Annotated in this window: 24 protein-coding genes and 2 pseudogenes; 18 read left to right on the forward strand and 8 right to left on the reverse strand. The window is 34.3% G+C overall.

Going from position 1 to position 23,971, the window contains the following annotated elements; all coding sequences use genetic code 11:
* The first annotated feature begins 282 nt into the window (after nt 1–282).
* From J2S17_RS17390 to J2S17_RS17405, 4 genes are all read left to right on the forward strand, one after another.
* Nucleotides 283–1,305, forward strand: coding sequence for a DUF3231 family protein (locus J2S17_RS17390; RefSeq protein WP_307477042.1), 1,023 nt, complete (start codon nt 283–285; stop codon nt 1,303–1,305).
* A gap of 398 nt (nt 1,306–1,703) precedes the next feature.
* On the forward strand, nt 1,704–2,288 hold the full coding sequence (locus J2S17_RS17395) for a class I SAM-dependent methyltransferase (RefSeq protein ID WP_307477043.1): 585 nt from the start codon (nt 1,704–1,706) through the stop codon (nt 2,286–2,288).
* Between the two features lie 415 nt (nt 2,289–2,703).
* Nucleotides 2,704–3,318 carry a phosphotransferase gene (locus J2S17_RS17400; protein WP_370875057.1) on the forward strand — a complete coding sequence of 205 codons (615 nt, stop codon included), beginning with the start codon at nt 2,704–2,706 and terminating at the stop codon, nt 3,316–3,318.
* Nucleotides 3,319–4,613: 1,295 nt separating this feature from the next.
* The gene (locus J2S17_RS17405; RefSeq protein ID WP_307477044.1) at nt 4,614–6,116 is read left to right on the forward strand and encodes a malate:quinone oxidoreductase; all 1,503 of its coding nucleotides are present in this window, start codon (nt 4,614–4,616) and stop codon (nt 6,114–6,116) included.
* A 369-nt stretch (nt 6,117–6,485) separates the two neighbouring features.
* Here the strand turns inward: J2S17_RS17405 and J2S17_RS17410 are convergent, their stop codons facing one another.
* The gene (locus tag J2S17_RS17410; RefSeq protein ID WP_307477045.1) at nt 6,486–7,205 is read right to left on the reverse strand and encodes a metal-binding protein ZinT; all 720 of its coding nucleotides are present in this window, start codon (nt 7,203–7,205) and stop codon (nt 6,486–6,488) included.
* Nucleotides 7,206–7,846: 641 nt separating this feature from the next.
* On the opposite strand from J2S17_RS17410, the gene J2S17_RS17415 reads away from it, so the two are divergent.
* From J2S17_RS17415 to J2S17_RS17445, 7 genes are all read left to right on the forward strand, one after another.
* Nucleotides 7,847–8,422, forward strand: coding sequence for a LysE family translocator (locus J2S17_RS17415; RefSeq protein ID WP_307477046.1), 576 nt, complete (start codon nt 7,847–7,849; stop codon nt 8,420–8,422).
* 24 nt (nt 8,423–8,446) lie between these two features.
* Nucleotides 8,447–9,223 carry an AraC family transcriptional regulator gene (locus J2S17_RS17420; protein ID WP_307477047.1) on the forward strand — a complete coding sequence of 259 codons (777 nt, stop codon included), beginning with the start codon at nt 8,447–8,449 and terminating at the stop codon, nt 9,221–9,223.
* A gap of 78 nt (nt 9,224–9,301) precedes the next feature.
* The gene (locus J2S17_RS17425) at nt 9,302–9,697 is read left to right on the forward strand and encodes a hotdog family protein (RefSeq protein WP_307477048.1); all 396 of its coding nucleotides are present in this window, start codon (nt 9,302–9,304) and stop codon (nt 9,695–9,697) included.
* Between the two features lie 256 nt (nt 9,698–9,953).
* A complete protein-coding gene (locus J2S17_RS17430) occupies nt 9,954–10,103 on the forward strand; it encodes an MBL fold metallo-hydrolase (protein ID WP_307477049.1) in 150 nt (49 codons plus the stop codon).
* The gene (locus J2S17_RS17435) at nt 10,096–10,446 is read left to right on the forward strand and encodes an MBL fold metallo-hydrolase (RefSeq protein ID WP_307477050.1); all 351 of its coding nucleotides are present in this window, start codon (nt 10,096–10,098) and stop codon (nt 10,444–10,446) included. The genes J2S17_RS17430 and J2S17_RS17435 overlap by 8 nt, the downstream gene beginning before the upstream one ends.
* A 462-nt stretch (nt 10,447–10,908) precedes the next feature.
* The gene (locus J2S17_RS17440; RefSeq protein ID WP_307477051.1) at nt 10,909–12,036 is read left to right on the forward strand and encodes an NADH:flavin oxidoreductase; all 1,128 of its coding nucleotides are present in this window, start codon (nt 10,909–10,911) and stop codon (nt 12,034–12,036) included.
* Between the two features lie 304 nt (nt 12,037–12,340).
* Nucleotides 12,341–13,027, forward strand: a complete 687-nt coding sequence (locus tag J2S17_RS17445) for a DUF1963 domain-containing protein (protein WP_307477052.1) — start codon at nt 12,341–12,343, stop codon at nt 13,025–13,027.
* A gap of 152 nt (nt 13,028–13,179) precedes the next feature.
* Here the strand turns inward: J2S17_RS17445 and J2S17_RS28920 are convergent, their stop codons facing one another.
* The 3 genes from J2S17_RS28920 to J2S17_RS17455 all read right to left on the reverse strand — a co-directional run bounded on the left by J2S17_RS28920 (nt 13,180) and on the right by J2S17_RS17455 (nt 15,099).
* On the reverse strand, nt 13,180–13,371 hold the full coding sequence (locus tag J2S17_RS28920) for a hypothetical protein (RefSeq protein ID WP_370875058.1): 192 nt from the start codon (nt 13,369–13,371) through the stop codon (nt 13,180–13,182).
* A gap of 1,176 nt (nt 13,372–14,547) precedes the next feature.
* A complete protein-coding gene (locus J2S17_RS17450; protein ID WP_307477053.1) occupies nt 14,548–14,769 on the reverse strand; it encodes a hypothetical protein in 222 nt (73 codons plus the stop codon).
* 12 nt (nt 14,770–14,781) lie between these two features.
* Nucleotides 14,782–15,099 (reverse strand): DUF2642 domain-containing protein, encoded by a 318-nt coding sequence (locus tag J2S17_RS17455; RefSeq protein WP_307477054.1) that lies wholly within the window; start codon nt 15,097–15,099, stop codon nt 14,782–14,784.
* A gap of 343 nt (nt 15,100–15,442) precedes the next feature.
* Between J2S17_RS17455 and J2S17_RS17460 the strand changes: the two are divergent.
* From J2S17_RS17460 to J2S17_RS17490, 7 genes and pseudogenes are all read left to right on the forward strand, one after another.
* Nucleotides 15,443–15,772 (forward strand): annotated as a pseudogene (locus tag J2S17_RS17460) (Tn3 family transposase); the annotation flags it as partial.
* 529 nt (nt 15,773–16,301) lie between these two features.
* Nucleotides 16,302–16,997, forward strand: a complete 696-nt coding sequence (locus J2S17_RS17465) for a GntR family transcriptional regulator (RefSeq protein WP_307477055.1) — start codon at nt 16,302–16,304, stop codon at nt 16,995–16,997.
* A gap of 10 nt (nt 16,998–17,007) precedes the next feature.
* A complete protein-coding gene (locus tag J2S17_RS17470) occupies nt 17,008–18,177 on the forward strand; it encodes a M28 family metallopeptidase (protein WP_307477056.1) in 1,170 nt (389 codons plus the stop codon).
* 12 nt (nt 18,178–18,189) lie between these two features.
* On the forward strand, nt 18,190–19,032 hold the full coding sequence (locus J2S17_RS17475; RefSeq protein WP_307477057.1) for an ABC transporter permease: 843 nt from the start codon (nt 18,190–18,192) through the stop codon (nt 19,030–19,032).
* Nucleotides 19,029–19,817, forward strand: a complete 789-nt coding sequence (locus J2S17_RS17480; protein WP_307477058.1) for an ABC transporter permease — start codon at nt 19,029–19,031, stop codon at nt 19,815–19,817. Before J2S17_RS17475 ends, J2S17_RS17480 begins: the two co-directional genes overlap by 4 nt.
* 22 nt (nt 19,818–19,839) lie before the next feature.
* Complete coding sequence (locus tag J2S17_RS17485) at nt 19,840–20,925, forward strand: ABC transporter substrate-binding protein (protein WP_307477059.1); 1,086 nt, start codon at nt 19,840–19,842, stop codon at nt 20,923–20,925.
* Between the two features lie 13 nt (nt 20,926–20,938).
* Nucleotides 20,939–22,024, forward strand: coding sequence for an ABC transporter ATP-binding protein (locus tag J2S17_RS17490; protein ID WP_370875056.1), 1,086 nt, complete (start codon nt 20,939–20,941; stop codon nt 22,022–22,024).
* A gap of 89 nt (nt 22,025–22,113) precedes the next feature.
* Here the strand turns inward: J2S17_RS17490 and J2S17_RS17495 are convergent, their stop codons facing one another.
* The 4 genes and pseudogenes from J2S17_RS17495 to J2S17_RS17505 all read right to left on the reverse strand — a co-directional run bounded on the left by J2S17_RS17495 (nt 22,114) and on the right by J2S17_RS17505 (nt 23,964).
* Nucleotides 22,114–22,377, reverse strand: a complete 264-nt coding sequence (locus J2S17_RS17495) for a hypothetical protein (protein WP_307477060.1) — start codon at nt 22,375–22,377, stop codon at nt 22,114–22,116.
* A gap of 134 nt (nt 22,378–22,511) precedes the next feature.
* A pseudogene (arfA, locus tag J2S17_RS28930) lies at nt 22,512–22,580 on the reverse strand (alternative ribosome rescue factor ArfA); the annotation flags it as partial.
* Between the two features lie 293 nt (nt 22,581–22,873).
* Nucleotides 22,874–23,539, reverse strand: coding sequence for a hypothetical protein (locus J2S17_RS17500; RefSeq protein WP_307477061.1), 666 nt, complete (start codon nt 23,537–23,539; stop codon nt 22,874–22,876).
* Between the two features lie 203 nt (nt 23,540–23,742).
* A complete protein-coding gene (locus J2S17_RS17505) occupies nt 23,743–23,964 on the reverse strand; it encodes a hypothetical protein (protein WP_307477053.1) in 222 nt (73 codons plus the stop codon).
* Nucleotides 23,965–23,971 lie beyond the last annotated feature (7 nt).

A 23,971-nucleotide genomic window follows, 5' to 3' on the forward strand; every position in this document is an offset into this window, starting at 1 on the left:
AAAGGGGAAGGTTAGACGGAAGTTTCTTCTTAAACTCCCGGAAGACTATGTTTAACAAGGGTTGCTGCGGCAGCCATTTTTTTTATATAGCATTAATAGCTATAGATTAGAATGAAATAAAATTACGTCAGATACAATGGATCTATGTTTAACATAGAGGTTAAACTTAATAATTCCTAGCGTAAAGTCAAAGAATACTTTGTTTTTCTTGTCCCTTGTCATAATATACGGTTAAATGCAAAGAATAATCAAGCATGATAATTATTCTTTGGAGGTAACTTTATGACTGAACAACATCCTCAACTTACTTCGGCTGAGATAGCTTGTATTTGGACTGCTTATTTGAATGATAGTATGTCCAAGTGTATTTTAGGATTTTTTTTAAAAAATATAGAAGACCAAGAAATCCGTACGATTATCCAATATGCTTATGACCTTTCATCTACACATATAGAAAAGCTTTCTCAAATATATCAAAGAGAACAACTCCCATTACCAATAGGGTTTACAAATGAAGATGTCAATATGAACGCCCCTCGTTTATTTACTGATACGTTTATGCTTGAATATATTGGGCACATTTCAAGAGCAGGTTTATTTGCATACGGAGGCTTTGTTGCAATGAGTGCTAGAGAAGATATAAGAGCCTATTTTACTGAGGGTCTTCAAGAAGTATCTAGCTTATACAATATAGGTGCAGAGGTTTCCCTTTCGAAGGGCTTATTTGTAAGAGCTCCCTACATCTCTTATCCGACGAAAACAGACTTCATAGACAGCAAAAAATACTTAAGTGGATTAAATCCATTTACCCCCAAAAGACCTCTCAATGCAGTTGAAATAAGTTACTTACATATGAATACACAAACCAACATTATAGGAGGAAGCTTGGCACTAAGTTTTGCTCAAACATCACCAAGTGAAGATATTCAAAAATGGATGATAAGAGGAAGAGATATCTCTAAAAAACACGTTGAAATTTATACAAAGATACTTGCAGATAATGATTTGCAGCCACCTATTTCATCCGAGGTTGCTATTACCGATTCAACAACTCCTACATTTTCTGACAAATTAATGCTATTCCATATGGGTTTATTAAGCGCAGTAGGGACAGGAAATTATGCAACAGCAGCAGCCTCAAGTCAGAGAAGTGATCTAATACTCAATTACGAACGTCTATCGGTTGAAATTGCTCAATATGCAAAAGATGGTGCCGATATAATGATTCAAAACGAATGGCTAGAACAGCCGCCTGGAACTTTGGATAAAGAGCAACTTGCAAAAAATAAGAACCATAATAGCTAAGATTCATCATGTCAAAGGAAGATTTTTAAAGGAAATCTTCTTATAAAGAGCATAACTACAATTTTTCATCACTAATTGATGGTGGATTGTCGTTCTGCTCTTTTTCCGCTAAAAGGCCTTTTCTTCAATATGAAGGAATGGCTTTTTTGACAAATATTCAGGGGGATTTTCCCTTTGTTTTTTCTGGAATGATAATTAAATCCTATTATTAATCTTTCTAATTAAATGTTAATATCATACATTTGGAAACATTAGAGTTGAAATTCATCTATTGAGATGATATTCTATATTTAATTATAGACTTAAAAGATCTATGATATCTATTATGGTCATCATGAAACAAAAGTACCCCCTATGCATTACACACTATAACTTAATTAAAAAGGAGAATAAATTATATGGAAAAAAAAGAGGGCAATTCCCAAGAAATGAAACGTTTAGCAAAAAAAATTGAATTCTTAGATAATCCTGAAAAAAGAGGAGATATTCCACCAGAAAAGCTACTGAAAATGCTTCCAATTAAGAAAGCTGATAGTATGTTAGATTTAGGTGCAGGTACAGGTTATATTACAATCCCTGCTGCAAAAATGGTGGAGGGGTCAGTTTATGCATTAGATATAGATTCTAATATGTTAGAAGTTATTAGCTCCAAGGCGAAAAAAGAAAATATGACAAATGTCAAACCTATTAAAGGTAGTATTGATGATATTCCACTACAAGACAATTCAATTGACATTGCACTAGCTTCATTAGTTCTACATGAGGTTCAGCAGTTATCTCATTCTTTACAGCAAATTAAGCAAGTACTTAAGGATGATGGATATTTCGTATGTATTGAATTTGAAAAGAAAGATCATCCTACCGATACCCACCCTAGAATAGCCTCTTCGGTTATGGAACAAGAAATAAAGAATGCAGGATTGAGGGTAATACAGAAATTATATCCAACAGATGTTATATACATGATCATTGCAAAGAAATAATTACTCCCCATTCTTTACAACTTTATTGTCATTTAATCAGTAGCAGAAAATCGAGATCTTACTCAGGGTAATTTCGCCAATGGAACACTATCCTTTTTCAACTAAAGTGGGCATTCCTTAAATAGAGGGAATGCCTTTCTTATTGTAGAAAGTGGCAGTTTTGTTGAAGAAGGAATCTTGTAAGTTGATAAGGAATTAATAGTAAAGTTGTTTATGAGACGAGGTGTACTTAATTGCAGCCAATACAAATCGACGAAATTCCAAATGAAATAAAAGAATATCTTAATCACATTCATTCTATAAGGTTCCACGACAAGGCTATACCTCCAATGTAGGATTAATTGAAAGTAACCAAGGGCTTTATGCGCTAAAAAGAGCAAAGGGAGAATTATTTTGTTCTTGGTTAAATAGAGAAATAGCTGTCTTAAACTGTTTGACTAATGAAACCACCAAACTACCTATTCCAAAAGTGAAGAAATTCGTTGAACAAAAATCCCAGAGGGAATCCTGGGCTCTCATTGAGTTTTTGGAAGGGGAAACTCTAAGAACTGCTTTATACAATGAGAAAAACAAGGAGAAACGCCAAGAATTGTTATTTAACTTTGGTAATCTCTTGTCTCAACTCCACTCAACCTCTTGCCCCAATGAACTAATGTATGAACGGCAGTGGCTTGACGAACTGCTATATCAGGCAGAATATAATTTGAAAAATTACAAGGTGGATGGAACGGAGGAATTATTAGAAAGAATTAAAACAAATAAACCTAATGTCTATAAACAAACGTTAATTCACGGAGATTTTACGATTGATAATGTTTTAGTCTCGGACGGAGTAATTACAGGCGTAATCGATTGGAGTGCTGGAGCTTATGGTGACCCAAGATATGACCTATCATTAGCTATGCGTCCTAAACCTAATGCATTCGAAAATGAAACGGACAAGCATATTTTTTTTGAAGGGTATGGAGGAAAGGTGATTGATAAAAACGTATATGATTATTTTGTGAATGGATTAAATGAGTTCTTTTGATATTATGATTTTTAAATTTTTTCAATTTGATGGGATTTTTTTAACTTAGATAAATTTAAGAAGGGAATGAAAGTTAGAAGATCGGCTCAAGGAAGGGGTTTCCATCTACTGTTTACTAACGGGATCTTGAGTTAAACAATGGATTGCAGGAGCAGCTTTTTTTTGATTTAAGTGGCAGCTTGCTTAGCGCGTTTTACCTGATTTCAGATAAGAATCCAGCACATTCTAATCTGTTCTACTCGTTTTACCTGATTTCAGATAAGAATCCAGCACTTTCTAATCTGTTTTACGCGTTTTACTTGATTTCAGATAAGAATCCAAGCACATTCTAATCTGTTCTACTCGTTTTACCTGATTTCAGATAAGAATCCAGCACATTCTAATCTGTTTTACGAATTTTACCTGATTTCAGATAAGAATCCAGCACATTCTAATCTGTTTTAAGCGGTTTACCTGATTTTAGATAAGAATCCAGCACTTCCTAATCCGTTTTACACTTATTTCTTGTAGAAATAGAAGTGCATTGTGGAAGAAAGAATTAACTAAGTAACAGTGGAATATTAGTGATATTTGAAACAAAAAAATCGATCTAATCATGTATAAATTGGTGAATGGAATCTGTTGCTATTAGACAATTGAGGGGAGGTTAGTAAAAGAAGAGATTTAAATATGAATATGGAATTTATTGAAATAAAGAAGTGATGCAAGTGCATAAAAGGCAATATGTTACGTGGGCGTTTCTTCAATAAGAGGGATCGCCTTTTCTCGTGGGAAAAAACGGAAGTTTAATGTAATAAAAGTAATTGTATAATAACATTAATTTCAGAATAAGAAGAATGTTAGTTAGGAGGAAATCATAAATCATAAACACTTTTAGGCGCTTTAATTATAAGGATATCATGGTTGATTTCTTTGTTAAAAAGTGGATTTTCTTTTGCTATCTTCAGGTTTTGGGTCGAATGTCTGGTGAAATACCAAAAGTTGAGTTATATACTCTTCTTGATAATTTTTATGTACCACTGCTTTTCATTGTTGGTCCTAATACTCATCTGTATTTTTTCGGAAAAAATAATCGACTAGAAACCAACGGAAGTGTTAAGCAGCTTTTAAATAATTTATAATTATCATATAATAGTTATATGTTTTAATCTATAAATAATTGTAATATTTATGATATGGTTATAATTGAGACAGAAAAGGTATGTGACGGACGGTCGGTCTTGGATTGATGTAACACCTAAGCAGGAGCGCCTACATCCTTTCTGCGAATATTAGGGGTATAAAGGAAGGTAAAAATGAGCCACAGAGAAACTAAAACAGACGTTATCTTAATTGGTGCTGGAATCATGAGTGCGACTTTAGGGACACTTTTGAAAGAATTAGTACCTGACTGGAAAATTACAGTATTTGAGAAGCTCTCAAAAGCAGGAGAAGAAAGCTCGAATGAATGGAATAATGCGGGAACGGGGCATGCCGCATTGTGCGAGCTTAACTACACGGTCGAAAAGCCGGATGGATCTGTAGATATTAGTAAAGCTATCAATATTAATGAACAGTTTCAGGTTTCAATGCAGTTTTGGTCTTATCTTGTAAACAGTAAGCTGATAAATAATCCACAGGACTTTATCATGCCATTGCCTCATATGAGTTTAGTAGAAGGGGAACAAAATGTAACGTTTTTAAAGAAACGTTTTGAAGCGCTTTCAAACAACCCTCTGTTCCAAGGAATGAAATTTTCCGATGATCCGAAAAAACTAATGGAATGGATTCCGCTAATTATGCAAGAACGCACATCGAATGAACCTTTAGCGGCAACAAAAATCGACTCTGGAACAGATGTTAACTTTGGCGCTTTAACGCGCATGTTGTTTGACCACTTAGAGAGTAACAATGTCGATTTAAACTACAACCATAGTGTGAATGATATTAAACGTACTAGAGACGGCTTGTGGGAATTGAAAGTGCGGAATCTCGATAGCGGTACTGTCGAACGGCATACTGCAAAATTCGTCTTTATCGGAGGCGGCGGAGGAAGCCTGCATTTACTGCAAAAATCTGGTATTCCTGAAGGGAAACATATTGGAGGATTTCCAGTAAGCGGGATATTTATGGTGTGTAATAATCCGAATGTTGTAGCGCAGCATCATGCAAAAGTATACGGCAAAGCTAAGGTTGGTGCTCCTCCAATGTCTGTTCCGCATCTTGACACACGGTTTATCGACAATAAAAAAGCATTATTATTTGGACCGTATGCCGGCTTCTCACCAAGGTTTTTAAAAACTGGTTCAATGTTTGATTTGGTAACTTCCGTAAAACCGGATAATCTCTTAACTATGTTGTCGGCTGGTGCAAAAAGCATGTCATTGACAAAATACCTAATACAGCAAGTTATTTTATCAAAAGAAAAGAGAATGGAAGAGCTACGTGAGTTTATCCCGAACGCCAAGAGCGATGATTGGGATTTAGTAGTAGCGGGCCAACGTGTGCAAGTGATTAAAGATACTGAAGCTGGAGGTAAAGGAACGCTCCAATTTGGTACGGAAGTTGTTAGTGCCGCTGATGGATCGATAGCAGCATTGCTCGGCGCCTCTCCAGGTGCTTCTACCGCTGTTCACGTCATGCTGGAAGTAATAACAAAATGCTTCCCTGAACACATAAGTGAGTGGGAACGGAAAATTAAAGAAATGATTCCTTCTTATGGCGTGTCACTATTGGAAACTCCAGATCTGCTGCGCGAAGTTCATACTTCAACAGCGCAGTCGCTTGGTTTAAGCGAAAAAAAACGGACCTTAAGTTAAATCTTTGGTTGTAGAAACAAAGGGATTGAATGAAAAGGTTTAAGCATCATTTTTCATAGTAATTAATAGAAAATCATTGAAATAGAATACCGAATCTTTGATCTATCTTTGGGATCAAGGGTTCTTTTTTTGAAAAATTCGCTGGTTGACTCTAAAAGGCTAAGATTTGCTGTGACTAATATTGTTGATACAGAAAGTGAGACGAGGAAGCCTACAAAGTTAAAGCCACCGTGGTTTAAAACACAGTGGCTTCTTTCAATACTGAGTTACTCTTCCGCTTCTTTGTATGGTTGATGTGTAATTGCAAAGAGTAGAAAAATCAATTTTATGCTATAAAAATATAAATAATAAACATACAGTTTTACAAAATTAATGCGCATTCATTTCTTCTGCGATTTCTTCTCCATTTAAATTAGAAGGATAATAAGTTGGCCAATTATCTAATCTATTTAAAAGAGTGTCATGCTCTTCATCCCCAAAGTAAATATGGTAATGTTCTGCTTCTGTAGGATAAATACCATGATCACTGAATTGTACATGCTTTGGCACTCCATTTACTTCTCCAACTAAATTAAATAAATAACGAACTCCTCTATTTCCAGATTCATAAGACAAAGTTTCGTATCCATGATACCTATATTCTCCTGTTTTTCCTTCACCATTTTTATAAAAAGTCATAGTATTATCTTCAATAACTATCCGTTCAATTTCTGTATCATACCCAACTGTATAATATTCTCTGTATTCTTCAAAGGTTTTATCTTTGTTTGTTTCTACTTTTTTCTGTAAGACCTCATCTAAACTTCCATCCAACAAGTATGAGTAGACTGATTGCCAATCTCCTTCCCAATCTGTTAATTCTCTATCTTCAATTTCGTCATCTTCAAATATCCCTGAATATATTTCTTGCTGTTTTTCAGCATCGTGACTATGGTCATGGCTATGATTATGGGCATGATCGGTACTTTCAGTAGATTCATAATCAGAAGAAGCATTTTCAATAGGTGTAGCTTCTTTTTCTTGACATCCTGCCAGTATTGCGCCTAATAAGGAAAATCCAACTATTGCTTTTATAAGTTCTTTTTTCATAAATAAAAACTCTCCTTTTCCTTTTTAATAGTTAAAAAAAATGAACACAGATTAGTATTTTCTTAGTTAAATGGGTAATCAGTTGCTTAAATAGTAACAATTACGATTTACATTAGATTATTTCACTCTGAATTATGTACATTAGATCCTATTTAGCTAATGATCCTAAAGAATTTTAGTGGGTAAAAATTAACTAATGTAAGCAAATAAAACAAAGTATTAAAGAACTTTCCTAAGATTTATCCTCCTTAGTTATTTTATTAAAAGAAATTATGATACTTTATGCAAATCGTAATAATTCTTTTTTACACCTTTATGAATATACTGTGTTTTAAATCATCTGTCAACATAAATCATAATGATTATGATTTGCATTATTTTGTAATAAAATAAAAGATCGAATGTAGATAATTAAATAAATTTATAACAAAAAGATTGTGAAATAATTTACTTGAACAAACGGATGATTGGGTCAACAGCAGGCTGCTACGGCAAACTTTTTTATTGGACAAGGGAGGTAGTTAAAGAAGGATTATAAATTTTTAATATAGATATAGTATCTAATCCGCAATAATGTACTATATAAAAATGAAATGAAGATGTATAAATAAGTGAGAAATTCTTAAATAAGGAGAAGTCATATGACTTATACATCTTTTATTCTTTACAGTTTTATTATGACCATTACCCCGGGGCCAACTAATATTGTTATACTTTCAACGGTTCATCATTTCGGTATTAAAAAAGCAATGGAATATACATATGGAGCCACAGTTGCATTTGCCTTATTACTTTTTATTTCAGCTTCGTTGAATTCTATGTTTATATCAGTAATCCCTAATATTTTAATTTATATGAAGATTATTGGTAGTTTGTATATGCTATTCCTAGCTTATCAAATATACTCAACTGATTCGACTAAACCACCAGTAAGTCGAACAGGAACGTTTTATTCTGGTTTGTTCATGCAATTTTTAAATCCAAAAGTGGTTTTGTTTACTATGACGGTAATTCCTAGTTTTATATTGCCCTACTATGTGACAAGTAAAGAGATTATCCTTAATGTTTTATTAATAACGCTTATTGGATTTGTAGCTTTCCTCTCTTGGGTACTATTCGGTAAAATGTTTAGAAAGCTTCTTTTAAAGTATAGTAAATTTGTTAATATACTTTTGTCATTGTTCTTAGTTTATGCAGCCATTATGATATGGTTATAATTTGTTAAATTTAGGGGTGATCTGATGAATAAATTTAACTATAAAAAATTTCAGGGAGTGACTGCATTATCTGCTAGTATCACCGACTTTAAATATAAAAAGCATTCTCATAGAGAGTATGCATTAGGTGTTACTTTAAACGGAGTTCAGAAATATAATCTGGATGGAACTTCAATGCTATCATATCAAAATGGAGTCATGTTATTTAACCCAGAGCAGACTCACGATGGAATGGCTGGCGGTCATTCTGCCTTGGACTATGCAATGCTATATATAGATCCAACTATCATATTAGAAGTAGTAAATAAAAAAGAAATGATTAAATTCCAGAAACCAATTGTATATAATCGAGAACTAGCCTCAAGCATTATTAACCTTCATAACTCTATAACTAGCCAAAAAGATGATGTGTTATGTTGTGAATTAATTATAAATTTAATAGGAAAGGTAGTACAAATTGATCCTATAAATAAGTATAAAGCTGAAAATGTACGTATAAAGAAAGCTAAGGAGATTATGCACTCTAATTTATCAAAGACATTAAAGCTTGAAGAAATATGCATAGAACTGGGAATTTCCAACTATCAGTTTATAAGATTGTTTAACGCTCAAACAGGGATATCACCATATCAATATTATCTAAACTGTAAGGTTGAACGTGCTAAAAAAGTAATTGAAGACAAGAGAGACGTTTATATAGCTGTTACTGAATGTGGATTTGTTGACCTAACTCACTTAAATAAACATTTTAAAAGAATTTATGGAACGACAGCGTTTGAATATAACTCGCAGTTAAATTAGGAAGGAATTTGTAATATAAACCTTGAATCATTCATTAAATGTTGTCTCTAATTTCAACGAATAAAAGGAGAGATATTAATGTCATTACAAGTAGGAGATACTATCTCTTTTCAGAGAACTTTTACAAAAGAAGATGTTGCATTATTTACAAAGGTCTCTTGGGATGAAGGGAGTCATCATACGACTCCTGATGAGCAGGGAAGGCTTGTGATTCAGGGGTTGTTGACAGCTACCCTCCCAACCAAGATTGGAGGTGAAAATAATGTCTTAGCTCATACTATGAACTTTAAATTTTTAAAACCAGTCTTTACAGATGACACCATAGTATGCGAAGCCACAATTGAGAAATATGATAAGAAAGAGAATGGGAAAATTTCTATGCTAGCTTCATTTAATTGTATGAATCAACACAGAGTAGAAGTGATGAGTGGAAACTTTGCAGGAGTAATATTGGAGTTAGGAAATAAAATATAGTCATTAATGATAACGATTTTAACGAACGAAGGTTAGGATGCTAAGATTCATCTATAAAGTAGAAACATAAATCATTAGGAGGATCACGTAGTGATAAATTCTCAAATAATGTTTTTGGAAAGAAAATTTCCTAGTGCCAATATGGTTCTTGTTGATGATCAATTTCCCATCCTTATAGATACTGGTTTTTGGAAGTGATGCACTAGAGACCGAAAGTTTATTAACTGAAGCTGGAATATCCCCAGAGAATTTACATTTGATAATAAATACACACTATCATAGTGACCATGTAGGTGGAAATCATCACTTTCAAGATAAATATATAAAACTAAGATTGCGGCTCATAAATGGGATGCAGACCTTATTAATTTATGTAGGTATGAATCCTGTAGTGCAGAGTGGTTAGATCAACCTGTAGAACCATAGTTAATATTCGACTTTCTGAGGAAGATGAGATCGAGACGGGTAGTAGAAAACTTAAAGTATTACATACACCAGGACATACATTAGGACATGTTTCTTTATATTGTCCTGAAGAAAGAGTTTTAATTTGTCGCGATCTTTTTCATCATAATGATATCGGTTGGTTCAACATTCTTCGAGAAGGCACCACCTCTATTCAAATGTCATTACAAAGTTTAGATAATTTATCTAATTTTAAAATAGAAAAAGCATACTCTGGTCATGGACCTCAAATAGATAATCCTCTAGTTGCTATTGATAATGCAAGAAGTCGCGTTGAAAAGTAAATGATACTTATCCTGCTACTGCTACTTGGCAGAATGAATACTTAGTGGCATCTCCCCCCTATAATGCACCTCCCGAGCAATGGATCAGAGAAAACATAAGACCAAAAGACTGGAAAGTTGTAAAGCATCAGAATGACTAGACTTCTTGTCTATTGCTCAAACGTAATCAAATAATTACAAAGCTATTATAAGGATCAAAGATATATTGTTGTTCAACTTACGGGGGCTTTCTTTGAACAAGCCAACCAAAAATGTCGTTTCCTAAGCATACAGGAATTCGACTTTTTTGGTTGAAATTCGCTTAGCTTACAAAAGCTCCGAAATGTATGGGGTATCTCTGGAGTGCCAAGATTTTTTTATTATTCAGTAATATCACAGGACTTATCAGTTTAACTCTGTATAGTGAGGTTGTAGAATAAAGTAAGTTCGATAAAACGGATTAAATGGAAGGAAGTGTTCACCATGGAACGAAAGAAATATGTTGGCCATACTTTGTTACAATCTGTATCATTTGGAAATGAGATGTTAGCAAGTCGGTTAGTAATGGCACCAATGACAAGAGGCTTTTCGCCAGAGGGTGTCCCAGGAGAAAATGTTGCTCAATATTACCGCAACCGTGCAGAAAATGGAGTCGCACTCATCGTAACAGAAGGGACAGCGATTAACCATCCAGCTGCAGTAGCGGGCGCCGATATTCCCCGTTTTTATGGTGAGGACGCTCTAAATGGTTGGTCAAAAGTTGTCTCTGAAGTCCACCAAGCAGGTGGCAAAATCATTCCACAATTATGGCATGTAGGAGCAGCACGAAGAGTAGGCAGTGCTCCAAATGTTGACTCACCTCCTGTGAGTCCATCTGGAATGACATTAAGAGGCCGAAAAAACGAGAAAATTAAAGCTTTAACAAAAAAAGAAGTCACTGAAATGATTGATGCATATGCCGAAGCTGCAGCGAATGCGAAACGCATCGGCTTTGACGGAATTGAACTGCATGGAGCGCACGGATACTTAATTGATCAATTTTTGTGGGAGGTAACGAACAAGCGTACTGACGAGTATGGCGGGGATCGAAGCGAGCGAACGAAATTTGCGGCAGATATTGTTCGTGCATGCCGGAAAGCAGTCGGTCATGATTTTCCAATTGTCTTTCGTTATTCACAATGGAAATCGACCGATTATAATGCTAAATTAGCCAAGAACTCTAAAGAGCTTGAACAATTTCTCACTCCATTGGTTGAAGCTGGCGTAGATATTTTCCACTGCTCCACAAGGCGAATATGGGAGCCGGAATTTATAGATGAAGATCCATCGTTAAGCTTGGCAGGCTGGACGAAACGGATTACTAAAAAACCAACGATAGCGGTCGGTTCCGTCGGAATTAATCGCGCTTTTCTAAGCAATCAGGATAATGAAAATGTAACGATAGAAGAAAATCTTAAAATTATAGATGAAAAAATCAAAGCAGGAGAATTTGACTATGTTGCAGTCGGCCGAGCGTTACTCGCTGATTCAGAATGGGCAGTAAAACTCAAAAACGGTAAACTCGATCAAGTGAATCACTATACAAAAGAAGCCGAAAAAGAACTTATTTAATTACATGTAATAACCGCACATTTTTAAAACTGAAAGCCAGCACCGGTAACAAATACAGGCGAGCGTCATCTATATTTAACGATAATAAAGAATAGGGGCAAGGATTTATTTCAACTTGATTGGGCATTACTTCGCTATAAGAAGGAATGCCCTTTTATTATGGAGCTAAAGGGGCATCTTAGTTGAAAAAGGATTTTCATAAAGATGGTTTCCATATCGAAATGACAGTTAAAAAGTTCTTTTGAATTTGTACTAGGATATTTATCTATAATGAGATCTAAAACATATAATGGAGAGGAATTCATTGAATATTACTCAAGTTAAAGATGCATTATTTAAACAAGCCACAATCTTTCAAACAGGTGGTTTACAACCAACAGAAGAATTAGGAAAAAGTTGGATTGGTAAGGTTTTATGGGGAACGGAGGGAGAAACTATACCATCCAATTTTGACCCTATCTGTACAATATTTATAAACAAATTACCCTATGTACCAAAAGAATTAATAAGCTATCAACTATTAACAATTTATATGGATTTCGATGTATTTAATAATCTAAATATGGATAATTTAGTTTCATTTTTTAAGATAATTTGTTATACGAATATAGATGAATTACATAAGATAAATGAACAATCAACGAAGATAATACCTTTTCCATTAACTCCTTTATTTATTGATAATGATACTCCTGCTTGGGAAGATTCTAACAGCATTGCCCCCGAAATTGAAGATGAAATATCACGGCTTGAATCAGAGGAAGGTATGGAATATTACGAAGATATTGTAGAAAAAATATATTCCACTCATAAAGTAGGGGGGTATCCTTCTTTTACCCAAAGTGGAGTCTATTTTGGAGAAGATTACCCATTTGTATTTCAAATAAGTTCTGATGAAAAAGCTCAATTCAACATAGTAGAGAGTGGTAGTTTCTATTTTTTCTACAATCAAGAAAAACAGGATTGGATTGTGTACTGTGATTTTTATTAAGACTATGGAGGCAATACTTAAGCAAAGGCATTGTCCTTTTTTTATGGAACAAAAGTGGCAGAATAGTGGAAGAAGGTATTATAGTAACTTTTTTTCAGTTTAATATCTAAATAATTATCTGTTGAAATTAAAAAGCCCAAACCTTGATTAATTTAATCAGTGGTTTGGGCTTTTTGATTTGGAAAGATACAAAAAAGCAACAGGGAGTGAATCAAGCCCCTTGGATGAAAGTGAAAACTGCCATTCTCTTCATGAATATTTATCCTTAAGTTTGGCATCCATTTTAAAAGGGTGGTAAATGCAATGTCTCCTTCTACACGCGCAAGTGGAGAACCTAGGCACATGTGGAGACCATGACCGAAGGCGAGATGACGATCTATTTTGCGCAAAATTATCTAGATCTTCTGGATCAGTAAAAACCTTCTCATCTCAATTTGCTTCTTTTACCATCACAAGAACTAAATCTTCCTTTTTGATTTGCTTTCCACCGACAAGGATATCTTCTTTTGCAAAGTGTGGTCCAGCACTCGTTGAAGGACCATTGAAGCGTAATAGTCTTCTACAGTTGATGGAACTAAACTAAGATCAGCTTTAATCTTTTCTAACTGTTCTGGATGCTCAAATAAACATCATCGTACCAGTGGCAATTAAGTTAGAAGTGGTCTCATGCCCTGCAAAATAAGCAAGGTAATCAAGGAGGTTATCTAGTATGTAGTGAGGTATCTTGGTTGCATGAAAACCCTTCAGAATCAAGTAAAGGTTATTGGAATCATGGATATCTATAAATGGGAAATATTTCTAATGTAGTTAATCAAATAACTGGTTTTGATTACAAGTTCCTTTACTCATTTGTTTTACCAAAGAAGGATTGGCTCGAAGAATATTACAATCCCCTTAAACACTCCCTTTAAAAGATGGAGTAAAAATATGAGAATACAGCATAAGCTTTAAATGTTATTAAATTACTAAGACAAGGAATTTGTCTTTATCATTTCAATGACTACAGTTACGTTTTTTATGGAATATAAAAATAAATTATCTTAACGAGCTGATTCTCATCTAGGAGATAAGGGCAATGCTTTAACAGGTATTTTTCTTTTTTTTATTCTACAAATGTGGCAGTTTTGTTTAATAAAAATAAAAGACCCCTGATGATAAATGGAGCTATCAATGTTAGAGTGTTTTTGACCGTTGCTAATGGGATCACGAACGTTTTCTGGTGGTTCGAAGTCTTCTGGTTCGTGAATGACCGCTTTTTTACGCAGTCTAGATAGGAAAAAGTCTCGTCTGTCAAACAATCAAAAAACAGCTTCACTTATCATCGATTCAAAAAGAAATGAACTACAACTCATCACCAACCGTTTCGACTTGAGTGCCGAAGACCGATTGTGAAGATTTATATTCGTACCTTACAGAAAACCAAACTATTCGCTTTTATTCTTTCAACACATATTCTCTTCAGATTACATTAAAGTTAATAAATAAGAAATCACCCTTATCCAAAGGGTGATTCAGGTGGCTTATTTATCTAATTCAACATAGCAAATCATATTCATTGGTATAATTACTTCATTCGTATCTGTAATATAGCCAGTAATCATTTCTGTTACTACTATTACATCGCTCTCAACTTTTGTTAAAACACCACTTGTAAATGAAGAATATGAATATACGTCGATAGTTTCACCAATTAACGAATTTAAATGCTGAGATAGTGTAGGTGCAAATGTGTTTTTTCCCATAATTAACCCCCCTTAACTTAAGATTGTTACTGCTAAAATATTTTGAAAATGCATGAAGCATATTGTCGTACCTACTGTTACGACCGCATAGTCTTCTCTTACTACAGATAATACACCCGTTACTATACCTGCGGGGGTTTCAACTTCTACTAAAGATCCAATATGTTTTGAAAGATGATGCTTTAATCCTGTAAATGTACAGGGATCCGAAGAGCAATCATGATTGTGTTTTTCTGGGCAACAAGAAGATTTCTCGCTTACATGCCTACCTTCTTTCTGATCACATTTCATTTCAAAAGTGGGTTTTTTTTTGTTTTTTTGACAAAGCATTTAAAATACACTCCTTTCATTTCTTAATCAGTAACTAATCAGTAATTATTCTATGATGAAAATATCATTCTGATTGGACGAGTCCCTATATTAACGAATTTTCCGGTTATAGATTGTAACCTCTCCCTCATTAAGCAGAATTGAGTAAAATATGACTAGGTGATCATCATGAATTCAATAAAAGTACTTAAAATTGCAGGTCATTTTGGAACAAAACGTTGGTAATTGTCAAAATCTTGGCGATGCCCTGTCTGTACCCCTTAATGCATCAATTAAAATTTGAGCTTCAATATTCGCCAATGGAATTAATCATAGTGATGATCCCCCTAATGAATAACTTATTTTACATCGTGGGCTAAATAAAGGAGAAGCCATGAATGGATTGGCTAGAGCTTTATTTTTTGGTAAACGTGGTGAATTCAGAGAGCGAGGCATACAAGATCAGCTACAAAGAGCTAGCGCATTAAATATATTAATCAATGCAATAAGCGTATGGAATACTGTATATTTAAGTGAAGTGACAAAGGAATTTAAGAAAAATAATAACCTAAGGGAAGAATTGCTTCCACATACTTCTCCTTTAGGGTGGGAACATATTAATTTTCTAGGAGAATATAAATTTGATTCAAATAGATTATCTGCTAATTCACTAAGACCTTTAAATAAAAACTAACCAATATAAAAGCCAAATCCCTTAACGTGAACTATGCCCCAATCTTCGGACAGTATAAGAAAGTGCCTAAACAGCTAATAGGTGGTCCCGGTATTGTACCGGGACCATTTTCTTTAGTCCCCATTGGTAACGACACACATTGTATTCTACTATTTGTCATTTCACCGATTGTTCTCAACTTGTGAGGTTATTATTAAAACCTTTTGATTTAATAAATGCAAACTTTAATTATAAGCTTTTAAAAATAGCATAGGGTATTAATTGTAATATAAAAGGTTACCACCACGTACAGCACTTGCTTTGCTCTTCCTTCAATGAACCTTTCTTGAGAAAAAAATAACACCAGAATGAATAACTTTAAAAAAGTTTTTTATTCCTCATTAGACTTAGTGAGCACCTCTATAAAAAAGAACAAATAAAAAAATTCCCAAATTACCTTTATTAATATTTACAATGTTTAGAATATTGTGTATTGTATACAATATAGGGAATAGTTAATTCAAAAATAATAGGAGGGTATAACAATGCGATGAAGCTAAATAAAATAAAATCTGTTTCAATTGCTTCAGAGGTTTTCGATCAGCTCAGAATTAAAATTATCAATGGTGAGTTAAAGAACGGGGAGCGATTGGTTGAAATGGAGTTAGCTAATCACTTAGGAGTTAGTAGAACTCCTGTCAGAGAAGCTATTCAACGATTAGAACAAGAAGGTTTAGTAGAAATACTCCCCAGAAAACACTGCCTTGTCAAAGGTATTACCTTCGAAGCCATCAATGAAATTATCCTCATTCGTTCATTACTAGAGCCTAAAGCGGCAAAGGTTGCAGCAAGTAAAATCACTGATGAACAACTATTAAAATTAAAAAACTATTTAGAGCAGTCTCAAGTCTTCTTTCAACTTGGTAAAATTGATGATTTGATGAAGATACATGATTTGTTTCATGCTGAAATCATAAAATCTTCAGGTTTAAATAGGCTAGTTAACATTCTAGAAAATCTCCATGATTATATAGTTCATTTTAGGTTTTCATTTTTAAGTAGACCCCATCTGGTGGAAAGATCGATTAAAGAGCACTTTGAAATCTATGAGGCATTATGTAGTCGTGATGAAGAGAGAGTTGAAGAGGTCTTTATCAAACATTTAAGTGGAATATCAGATTATGCAAAAGTGGTATTAGAAGATAATTCACCTTTAGACCAAGAAAAATATAAAACTATAGAATAGGGGAAATCTAATGATTAAAACTGATACAACAAATATCCGTGAGGAAATTAAAGAAACAATCCGAGTGTTAAGTGAAGAGGTAGGGCAAAGGTTTGCGGGAACTGAAGGAGAGTGGAAGGGTACAGAGTATATTCACCAGAGACTTAGCGAGTTAGGGATAGAAACAGAAAAGCAAGTATATCCATATGTAGGCTGGGAGCCTAAGGGTACACCCGAACTGGAAATTATTTCACCAATTTCCAAAGTATTAAAAACAGCCTATCTACTATTCTCTGGGTCTACTCCAAATTCAGGAATTAAAGGAAAACTTACATATCACGGGGTCAAGGGCTTGATTCCGGGTGTTTATGATATGCCTTGTTACAATGTCTTAGGAGATGAAGGGGATATATTAGCTCAAGTTGTTGTCAATAGTGGGGGTGATCCAATTGCACTATTAAATCCAAGAGCAAAATTCCCAATTCCTGCTGTGGTAATGAGTTATGAAGATCATCTTCATGTTCAGGAGCTATTAAAAGAAGGCAAGAAAATTGAGGTGTTCGTAAAAGTAGAAGGAGAAATCAAGGAGTGTAAATCGGCAAATATCATTAGTCATCCTTATAAATCAACAAATACTGAAAATAGGAAAAAAGTGATTGTTTGTGCTCACTCAGACACTACATTAAATACGCCTGGTGCTTATGATAACGGATCAGGTATTGCTGGAATCGTTGAAGTAGCTAGAAGGTTAAGTAGCATTAATCATGATTTCCCTTTTGATATTGATGTCATTGCATTTTCCAATGAAGAAGTTGGTTTCATAGGTGCTGATTATTATGTGAACGATCTGAAAGAGAAAGGAACACTTGATGGAATCATAACAGTAATCAACTTAGACCAAATTAGTGCAGGTGATAAAGTATGGTCTTGGGTTGGTCCGGAGGAACTCCGTCAAAAGGTAGAAGAAAGTTTTAGAGAAGCTGGTGCTTACGATAGAGAGGACTTCGAAATTGACATTGATACACCTAAAGCTGGTGCGGATGAATGGATGTTCCATTTAGAAGGGATACCAACAGCTCTGCTTATGTTTTGGAGGTTACCAGACTATCATCGTCCGACAGATACTATGGAAAAGATTGAGTATGACAAAGTGGAACTTATTATCGAGACTGTTTTTAATTTACTCAAAAAAATAGAGTAAAGGAGGCTAATCATGTCCAAAAAAACTGTCCTTCTTTTATTGGCTCCTTCCGTCTTGATACTACTAGGTTTTTTCGTTCTTCCCTTAATTGTTGTTCTTAATAATTCAATTATGGATGAAACTGGAAGTATAACATTTCATCATTATCTTCAATATTTTAAAGATTCTCATTATTTATCCATTACATGGAAATCCATAAAAATCTCTTTATTGGCAACGTTCATCACCTTGTTGATTGGTTATTTTATTGCATATTTCACAACAAGGTATATTAAGAGTAAAAAACTTAAGAGGGTTGCCTATATTGTAATCATATCACCATTATTTACAAGTGCAGTCGTAAGGTCATTTGGATGGATGGTTATTTTGGGGAACAACGGATTCATTAACAATACATTATTAGCGTTAGGTATCATTTCAGAGCCCATAAAGCTTCTGTATACTGAAACTGGAATCATAATAGGTTTAGTATATATTTTAGCTCCATTTATGATTTTATCAATTACAACAGTCCTGGAGAATATAGACAGCAGATTAGAAGAAGCAGCTTCCGATTTAGGGTTAGGTCCTTTTCAAACTTTCCTAAAGGTTACGCTCCCTCTAACAGTACCGGGTATTTTGGCTGGAAGTGTGATGGTTTTTTCTTTAGCTATAAGTGCTTATGTAACGCCTGCCATGCTATCTGGAGGAAAGGTTCAGTTGATTGCTACAGTAATCTATGAACAGATGATGCAAGTGTTTAATTATCAGTTCGGTTCAGCGGTTGCGTTTGCCGTCTTGATATTTAGCTTTTTAATAATTGGGTTAAATCATTATTTATTAAGATCTGATTGGGTTGAGGAGGGAAGACGTTGATCTCTAAAGTGGCTATGTGGACAATAGGTAGTTTCCTACTTTTATTTCTTGCCTTCCCTTTACTAGTACTTATTAATGTTTCATTTACAGAACTGAATTATTTAAGTTTTCCTGGAGAAGGATTTACACTGAAATGGTATCAGAAGGTGTTTGAGGATGCATCATACATTGATTCCTTTCTCTACAGTTTCAAATTATCTGGGGTTGCTACCATATGTGCAATATTAATTGGTATTCCAGCTTCATATGCCTTGGCAAGGAATAATTTCAAAGGCAAGGGCTTTGTGATGAATCTTATTTCATCTCCCCTTTTGCTTCCTCAAATATTTTTAGGGTTGGCGCTGTTGCAGTTTTTTTACTACTTTACGAATAGTCCACAGAGTTTTTTAGCTTTGGTGGTGGCTCATATCATTATTACGTTGCCGTATGTAGTTAGAACATGTGTAAACAGTTTTATAGGTATAAGCCCATATATCGAAGAAGCAGGAAGAGATTTAGGCGCAGGGCAATGGAAAACTTTTTTCTTTGTAACTTTACCTCTAATGAAATCAAGTATTGTCGCAGCAACGTTGTTTTCATTTGCAGTTTCATGGATAAATGTAGAAGTGACAATTTTCCTAACTTCTGCTGACCAGATGGCACTTCCGGTGAAAATGTTTAATTATGTTCAGTATAGTATTGATCCAATGATTGCTGCTGTTTCAGCTATAACGATTTACATAGCATTTATCTTAATTCTTATTATTGATATGTTGGTAGGAATTGAGAATATTGCTTCAAAATAAACCTGGAACTAGGGGAGGTTCTATGAAGAAGATACATGTTTATTTAATCTTGTTTACGGCTGTTTTAATTGTACTTAGCGGATGCGGAAAGCCTATTCAACCCAATAATGAGGCGTCAGGAGCTAAAACAGATGTAAAAAACGATGAAATATCAATTGCTATTTTTGGTGGTGATTGGGGGGGAGCGATAAAAAAACATATCATTCAGCCATTTGAACAAGAAACGGGTATAAAGGTAAACATCATTGAAGGGAATTCAACTACAACATTTTCACGTCTATTACAGGAAAAAAGCTCTCCAACTATTGATATAGCTTTAATGGATTCTGGTATTTCTGAATTATCAAACGACGAGTCCGTTGTTGAAACTATCGATAAAAGTAAACTTAAAGAAAACAATTCTTTATTGCCAGAAGCATTTAATGGTAGCGAAGAAAAAGCATATGGTGTAGCACTTGGATATTGGGGATTAGGGATAGTTTATAACAAAGACGTTATAAAAAATCCACCACAATCTTGGAAGGATTTTTGGAATGATGAATATAAAGGAAAACTAACTGTACCTACCCCAGCAACTACAGGGGGCCTTCCTTTGTTAATGAAAATATCTGAGATTGAAGGGAATGCAAAGGGAGCAGTAGACAAAGGCCTCGATAAAATGAAGGAATTAGATGTAGTTGCGTACTTTGATGGCTCTGGTGCGGCTACTAATTTATATCAAAGCGGGGAAGCTTCGGTTGGGGCGCACTACGGAGGTCCAACATATGTCATGAAAGAGCAAGGTCTTCCTCTTGAGTTTGTCATACCAGAAGAAGGAGTATTAGGTGCAGGTAGCTTCTGGCATGTTGTGAAAGGGACTGAGAAAGTAGAACAGGTTTATTCATTTTTAAACTATGCTACTTCTAAAAGTGCACAGGAAGGAATTGCTAATGATTTGTATTTAGCACCAATTCATAAAGATGTTGATTTAGATGAAAAAATACTGGAAAGAATGCCATTCGGGAAAGATGGATCTATTCAGGATTTGAACATGCCAGATTATAATCTTATTAATGAACATAGAGAAGAGTGGAACAATCTTTGGAATAGAGAAATAATTGGAGGTTAAGGGGGTATCATTCTTGTCAGTTGTTCAATCCATAGAAGAAAATATTTTAAAAGAAACCGATGATAAGAGTTGCATCATTGAATTTAATGGCGTTACGAAAAAATATGGCCAGGCAACTGCGGTAGATAATATTTCACTGAGTATAAGGGAGGGGGAATTTATCTCTCTTCTTGGGCCAAGTGGGTGCGGGAAAACCACTACTCTTAGAATGATTGGCGGTTTCGAACTACCAAGTCAAGGAAGTATAAAGATCGACGATAAAGAAGCAGGGAATTTACCACCGAATCATCGCCCAGTTAATACGGTCTTTCAAAACTATGCATTATTTCCTCACTTAAGCATATATGAAAATATTGCTTTTGGTTTAAAACAAAAGAAAATACCGAAGTCACAGATAAAAAGTGAAACTGATGAAATGATTGAAGTTATGGGATTGCAGCAGCATAGAGAGAAATATCCAAGGCAATTATCAGGAGGACAACAGCAACGGGTTGCATTAGCAAGGGCTCTGGTTAACAAGCCAAGAGTATTACTTCTTGATGAACCTCTAGGGGCATTGGATTTGAAGTTAAGAAAGAAGATGCAATTCGAATTAAAAAAACTTCACGAGCAATTTGAAATCACTTTCATTTATGTCACTCATGACCAAGAGGAAGCATTAATCATGTCAGATAGAATTGCTGTCATGAACCAAGGAAGAATTGAACAAATTGATACACCACAGCAAATCTATAGTAATCCAAATACACTATTTGTTGCCGATTTTATCGGTGAAACTAATCTTATTGATGTAGATTCATTACAAGGATTGAATAAGGATATCCTATTAAAAGAGTTTCCACAACTGATAAATTCAGAAAAGAAACTTGTAATAAGACCTGAACATTTTAAAATAACTACTAAAAATCGCGTACAGCAAAATGGAATTTGTTTAGAAGCAAAAATAAAAAATGTTCATTTTGTTGGATCAAAAAAATTGGTTGTTCTTGAATCAGAGTCTCAAGAGATGGTTGTTAATATTTCTGATGAGGAACATATAGGACATTTAAGTGAAGATGTTTCGCTGAGTGTAAAAAAAGATTTGGTAAGAATACTATAAGTAGGAAAGCTCTGTGAATAAATTTTACAGAGCTTATTCTTTTTATTTTTTATTAAGTTGATAAGCTTAGCAGGCGGAAGACGCCCATTTTAGAGTGAGGAAAGAATGAATAGGTGACTTCCGACAGAGTCCTTCCCCTGAGGCCCAAAGAGGTTTGTTGTGTTTTCTTTGCTATAAGTTGTTGTTAATAATAAGAAAATAGCTAAAAAATTTATAGCTTGCCTAAAAGTCTCCCAACCTTGATTATTAAAATCCTTTTTATTCAGCAAGATACCTCGTAAAAAATCCAAAAAGAAAACCACCCGTAAAAAGACTCCCCAGTCTCGGGTGGTTTCCAACAAAAAACGAAACAAATAGGTAACCTCCCGCCTGGGCGAAAAGTTACTAGACAGGGTGTTCACGCATCCTGTCTTTGATATTATATGTCCATTATATCATAATTATTTGTTAATAAACTTAACAGCATATAAATAAAGGAAAGAGCATCCTATTCAACAGGAATGCTCTTGTTTCTTTTATATGAACCTTTACCTTTTTTATTTTTAGCAACACGCGTAGAAGGATTAGAAGCTCATTGCATTCTAGTATTTGTAATTTCACCGATTGTTCTCTTTTTCTTTTTCTTTTTCATATTTTAACCTTCTTTCCAGATGTAATTGAAAAAGACAGCCGGGGTTGGCTGCCTTTCTCTGTTTTGGAGGAAAATAAAATGTCGAAACTAAAAAGGTTGGATTAATCAAGTTAGTAATCACGGGGAGATGTGAAAGGAAAAACTTGTGAGGTAACTTACATTAATTAATAAAACCTTTTAATTCAATAAATGCAAACTTTAATTGTAAGCTTTTAAAATCAGCATAGTATATTACCCAAACGAGTAATGTGAGAAACCGATTTAATTAGTTTTGTTCTTTTGCTATCTTTATAGACTCTCATAACAAATTTGTTATTATAGTAACCATTTAGGGGACTATAATATGTATCAAAAGTATAGTAATATTTACTTTGTTGGGAAGCTGAAAAAATAGCAGCAGCAAGTACTGATATAACTTTTGCAGTTAATATAACACCCATGAGAGCACCTGTACCAGTTGGTAACATTAAGATTATCCCAGTAATAGCTAATACTGTAAATAGTTTTACATTAAAACTATTTTTATAAGATTTTACATGTCTCCAATTATAATTACTGAACGTTTCAAACTGAGGACTTAGCTCTTCATCAGAACTATATTCTGTGTCAGAACCTCCTAGCTCGTTAGCAGCTTCCTTCATTTCTACAAAAAGGTCGGCATCCGCTAACTCACTATTAAAACGTAGTTCATCTTTTGATTGATTGTATGAAACAGATTCTACTTCGCCATTTTCGTGCTTGATATAAGCAGTTTGTGTGTCTGCTTCAGTTACTAAAGTTAGAGTGTAAACTTTACCTTCTAATTCAAAGGTATGTGAATCTTCAGTTACTTCAGTTTTTGGTACTGATGGTGATGGATTACTAAGTGCTGCGTATGACTGCAAAGGTGTAATAAAAAAAGGTCCTCAACATTTTCCTATTTCAATGTCTGACGAGGTAAATGGTGAAGAAATCGGACCTCAAATGGATTTTCCAGGAACAGCAGGGGTTCTTAGCTTATGGGATTCAGGAGTTCTTCTTAAGTATAAATTACTTTAAATGTTAATAAATAAGAAATCACCCTTATCCAAAGGGTGATTCAGGTGGCTTATTTATCTAATTCAACATAGCAAATCATATTCATTGGTATAATTACTTCATTCGTATCTGTAATATAGCCAGTAATCATTTCTGTTACTACTATTACATCGCTCTCAACTTTTGTTAAAACACCACTTGTAAATGAAGAATATGAATATACGTCGATAGTTTCACCAATTAACGAATTTAAATGCTGAGATAGTGTAGGTGCAAATGTGTTTTTACCCATAATTATC

It is taken from the genome of Cytobacillus purgationiresistens, from assembly GCF_030813235.1.
Lineage (GTDB): Bacteria > Bacillota > Bacilli > Bacillales > Cytobacillaceae > Cytobacillus > Cytobacillus purgationiresistens.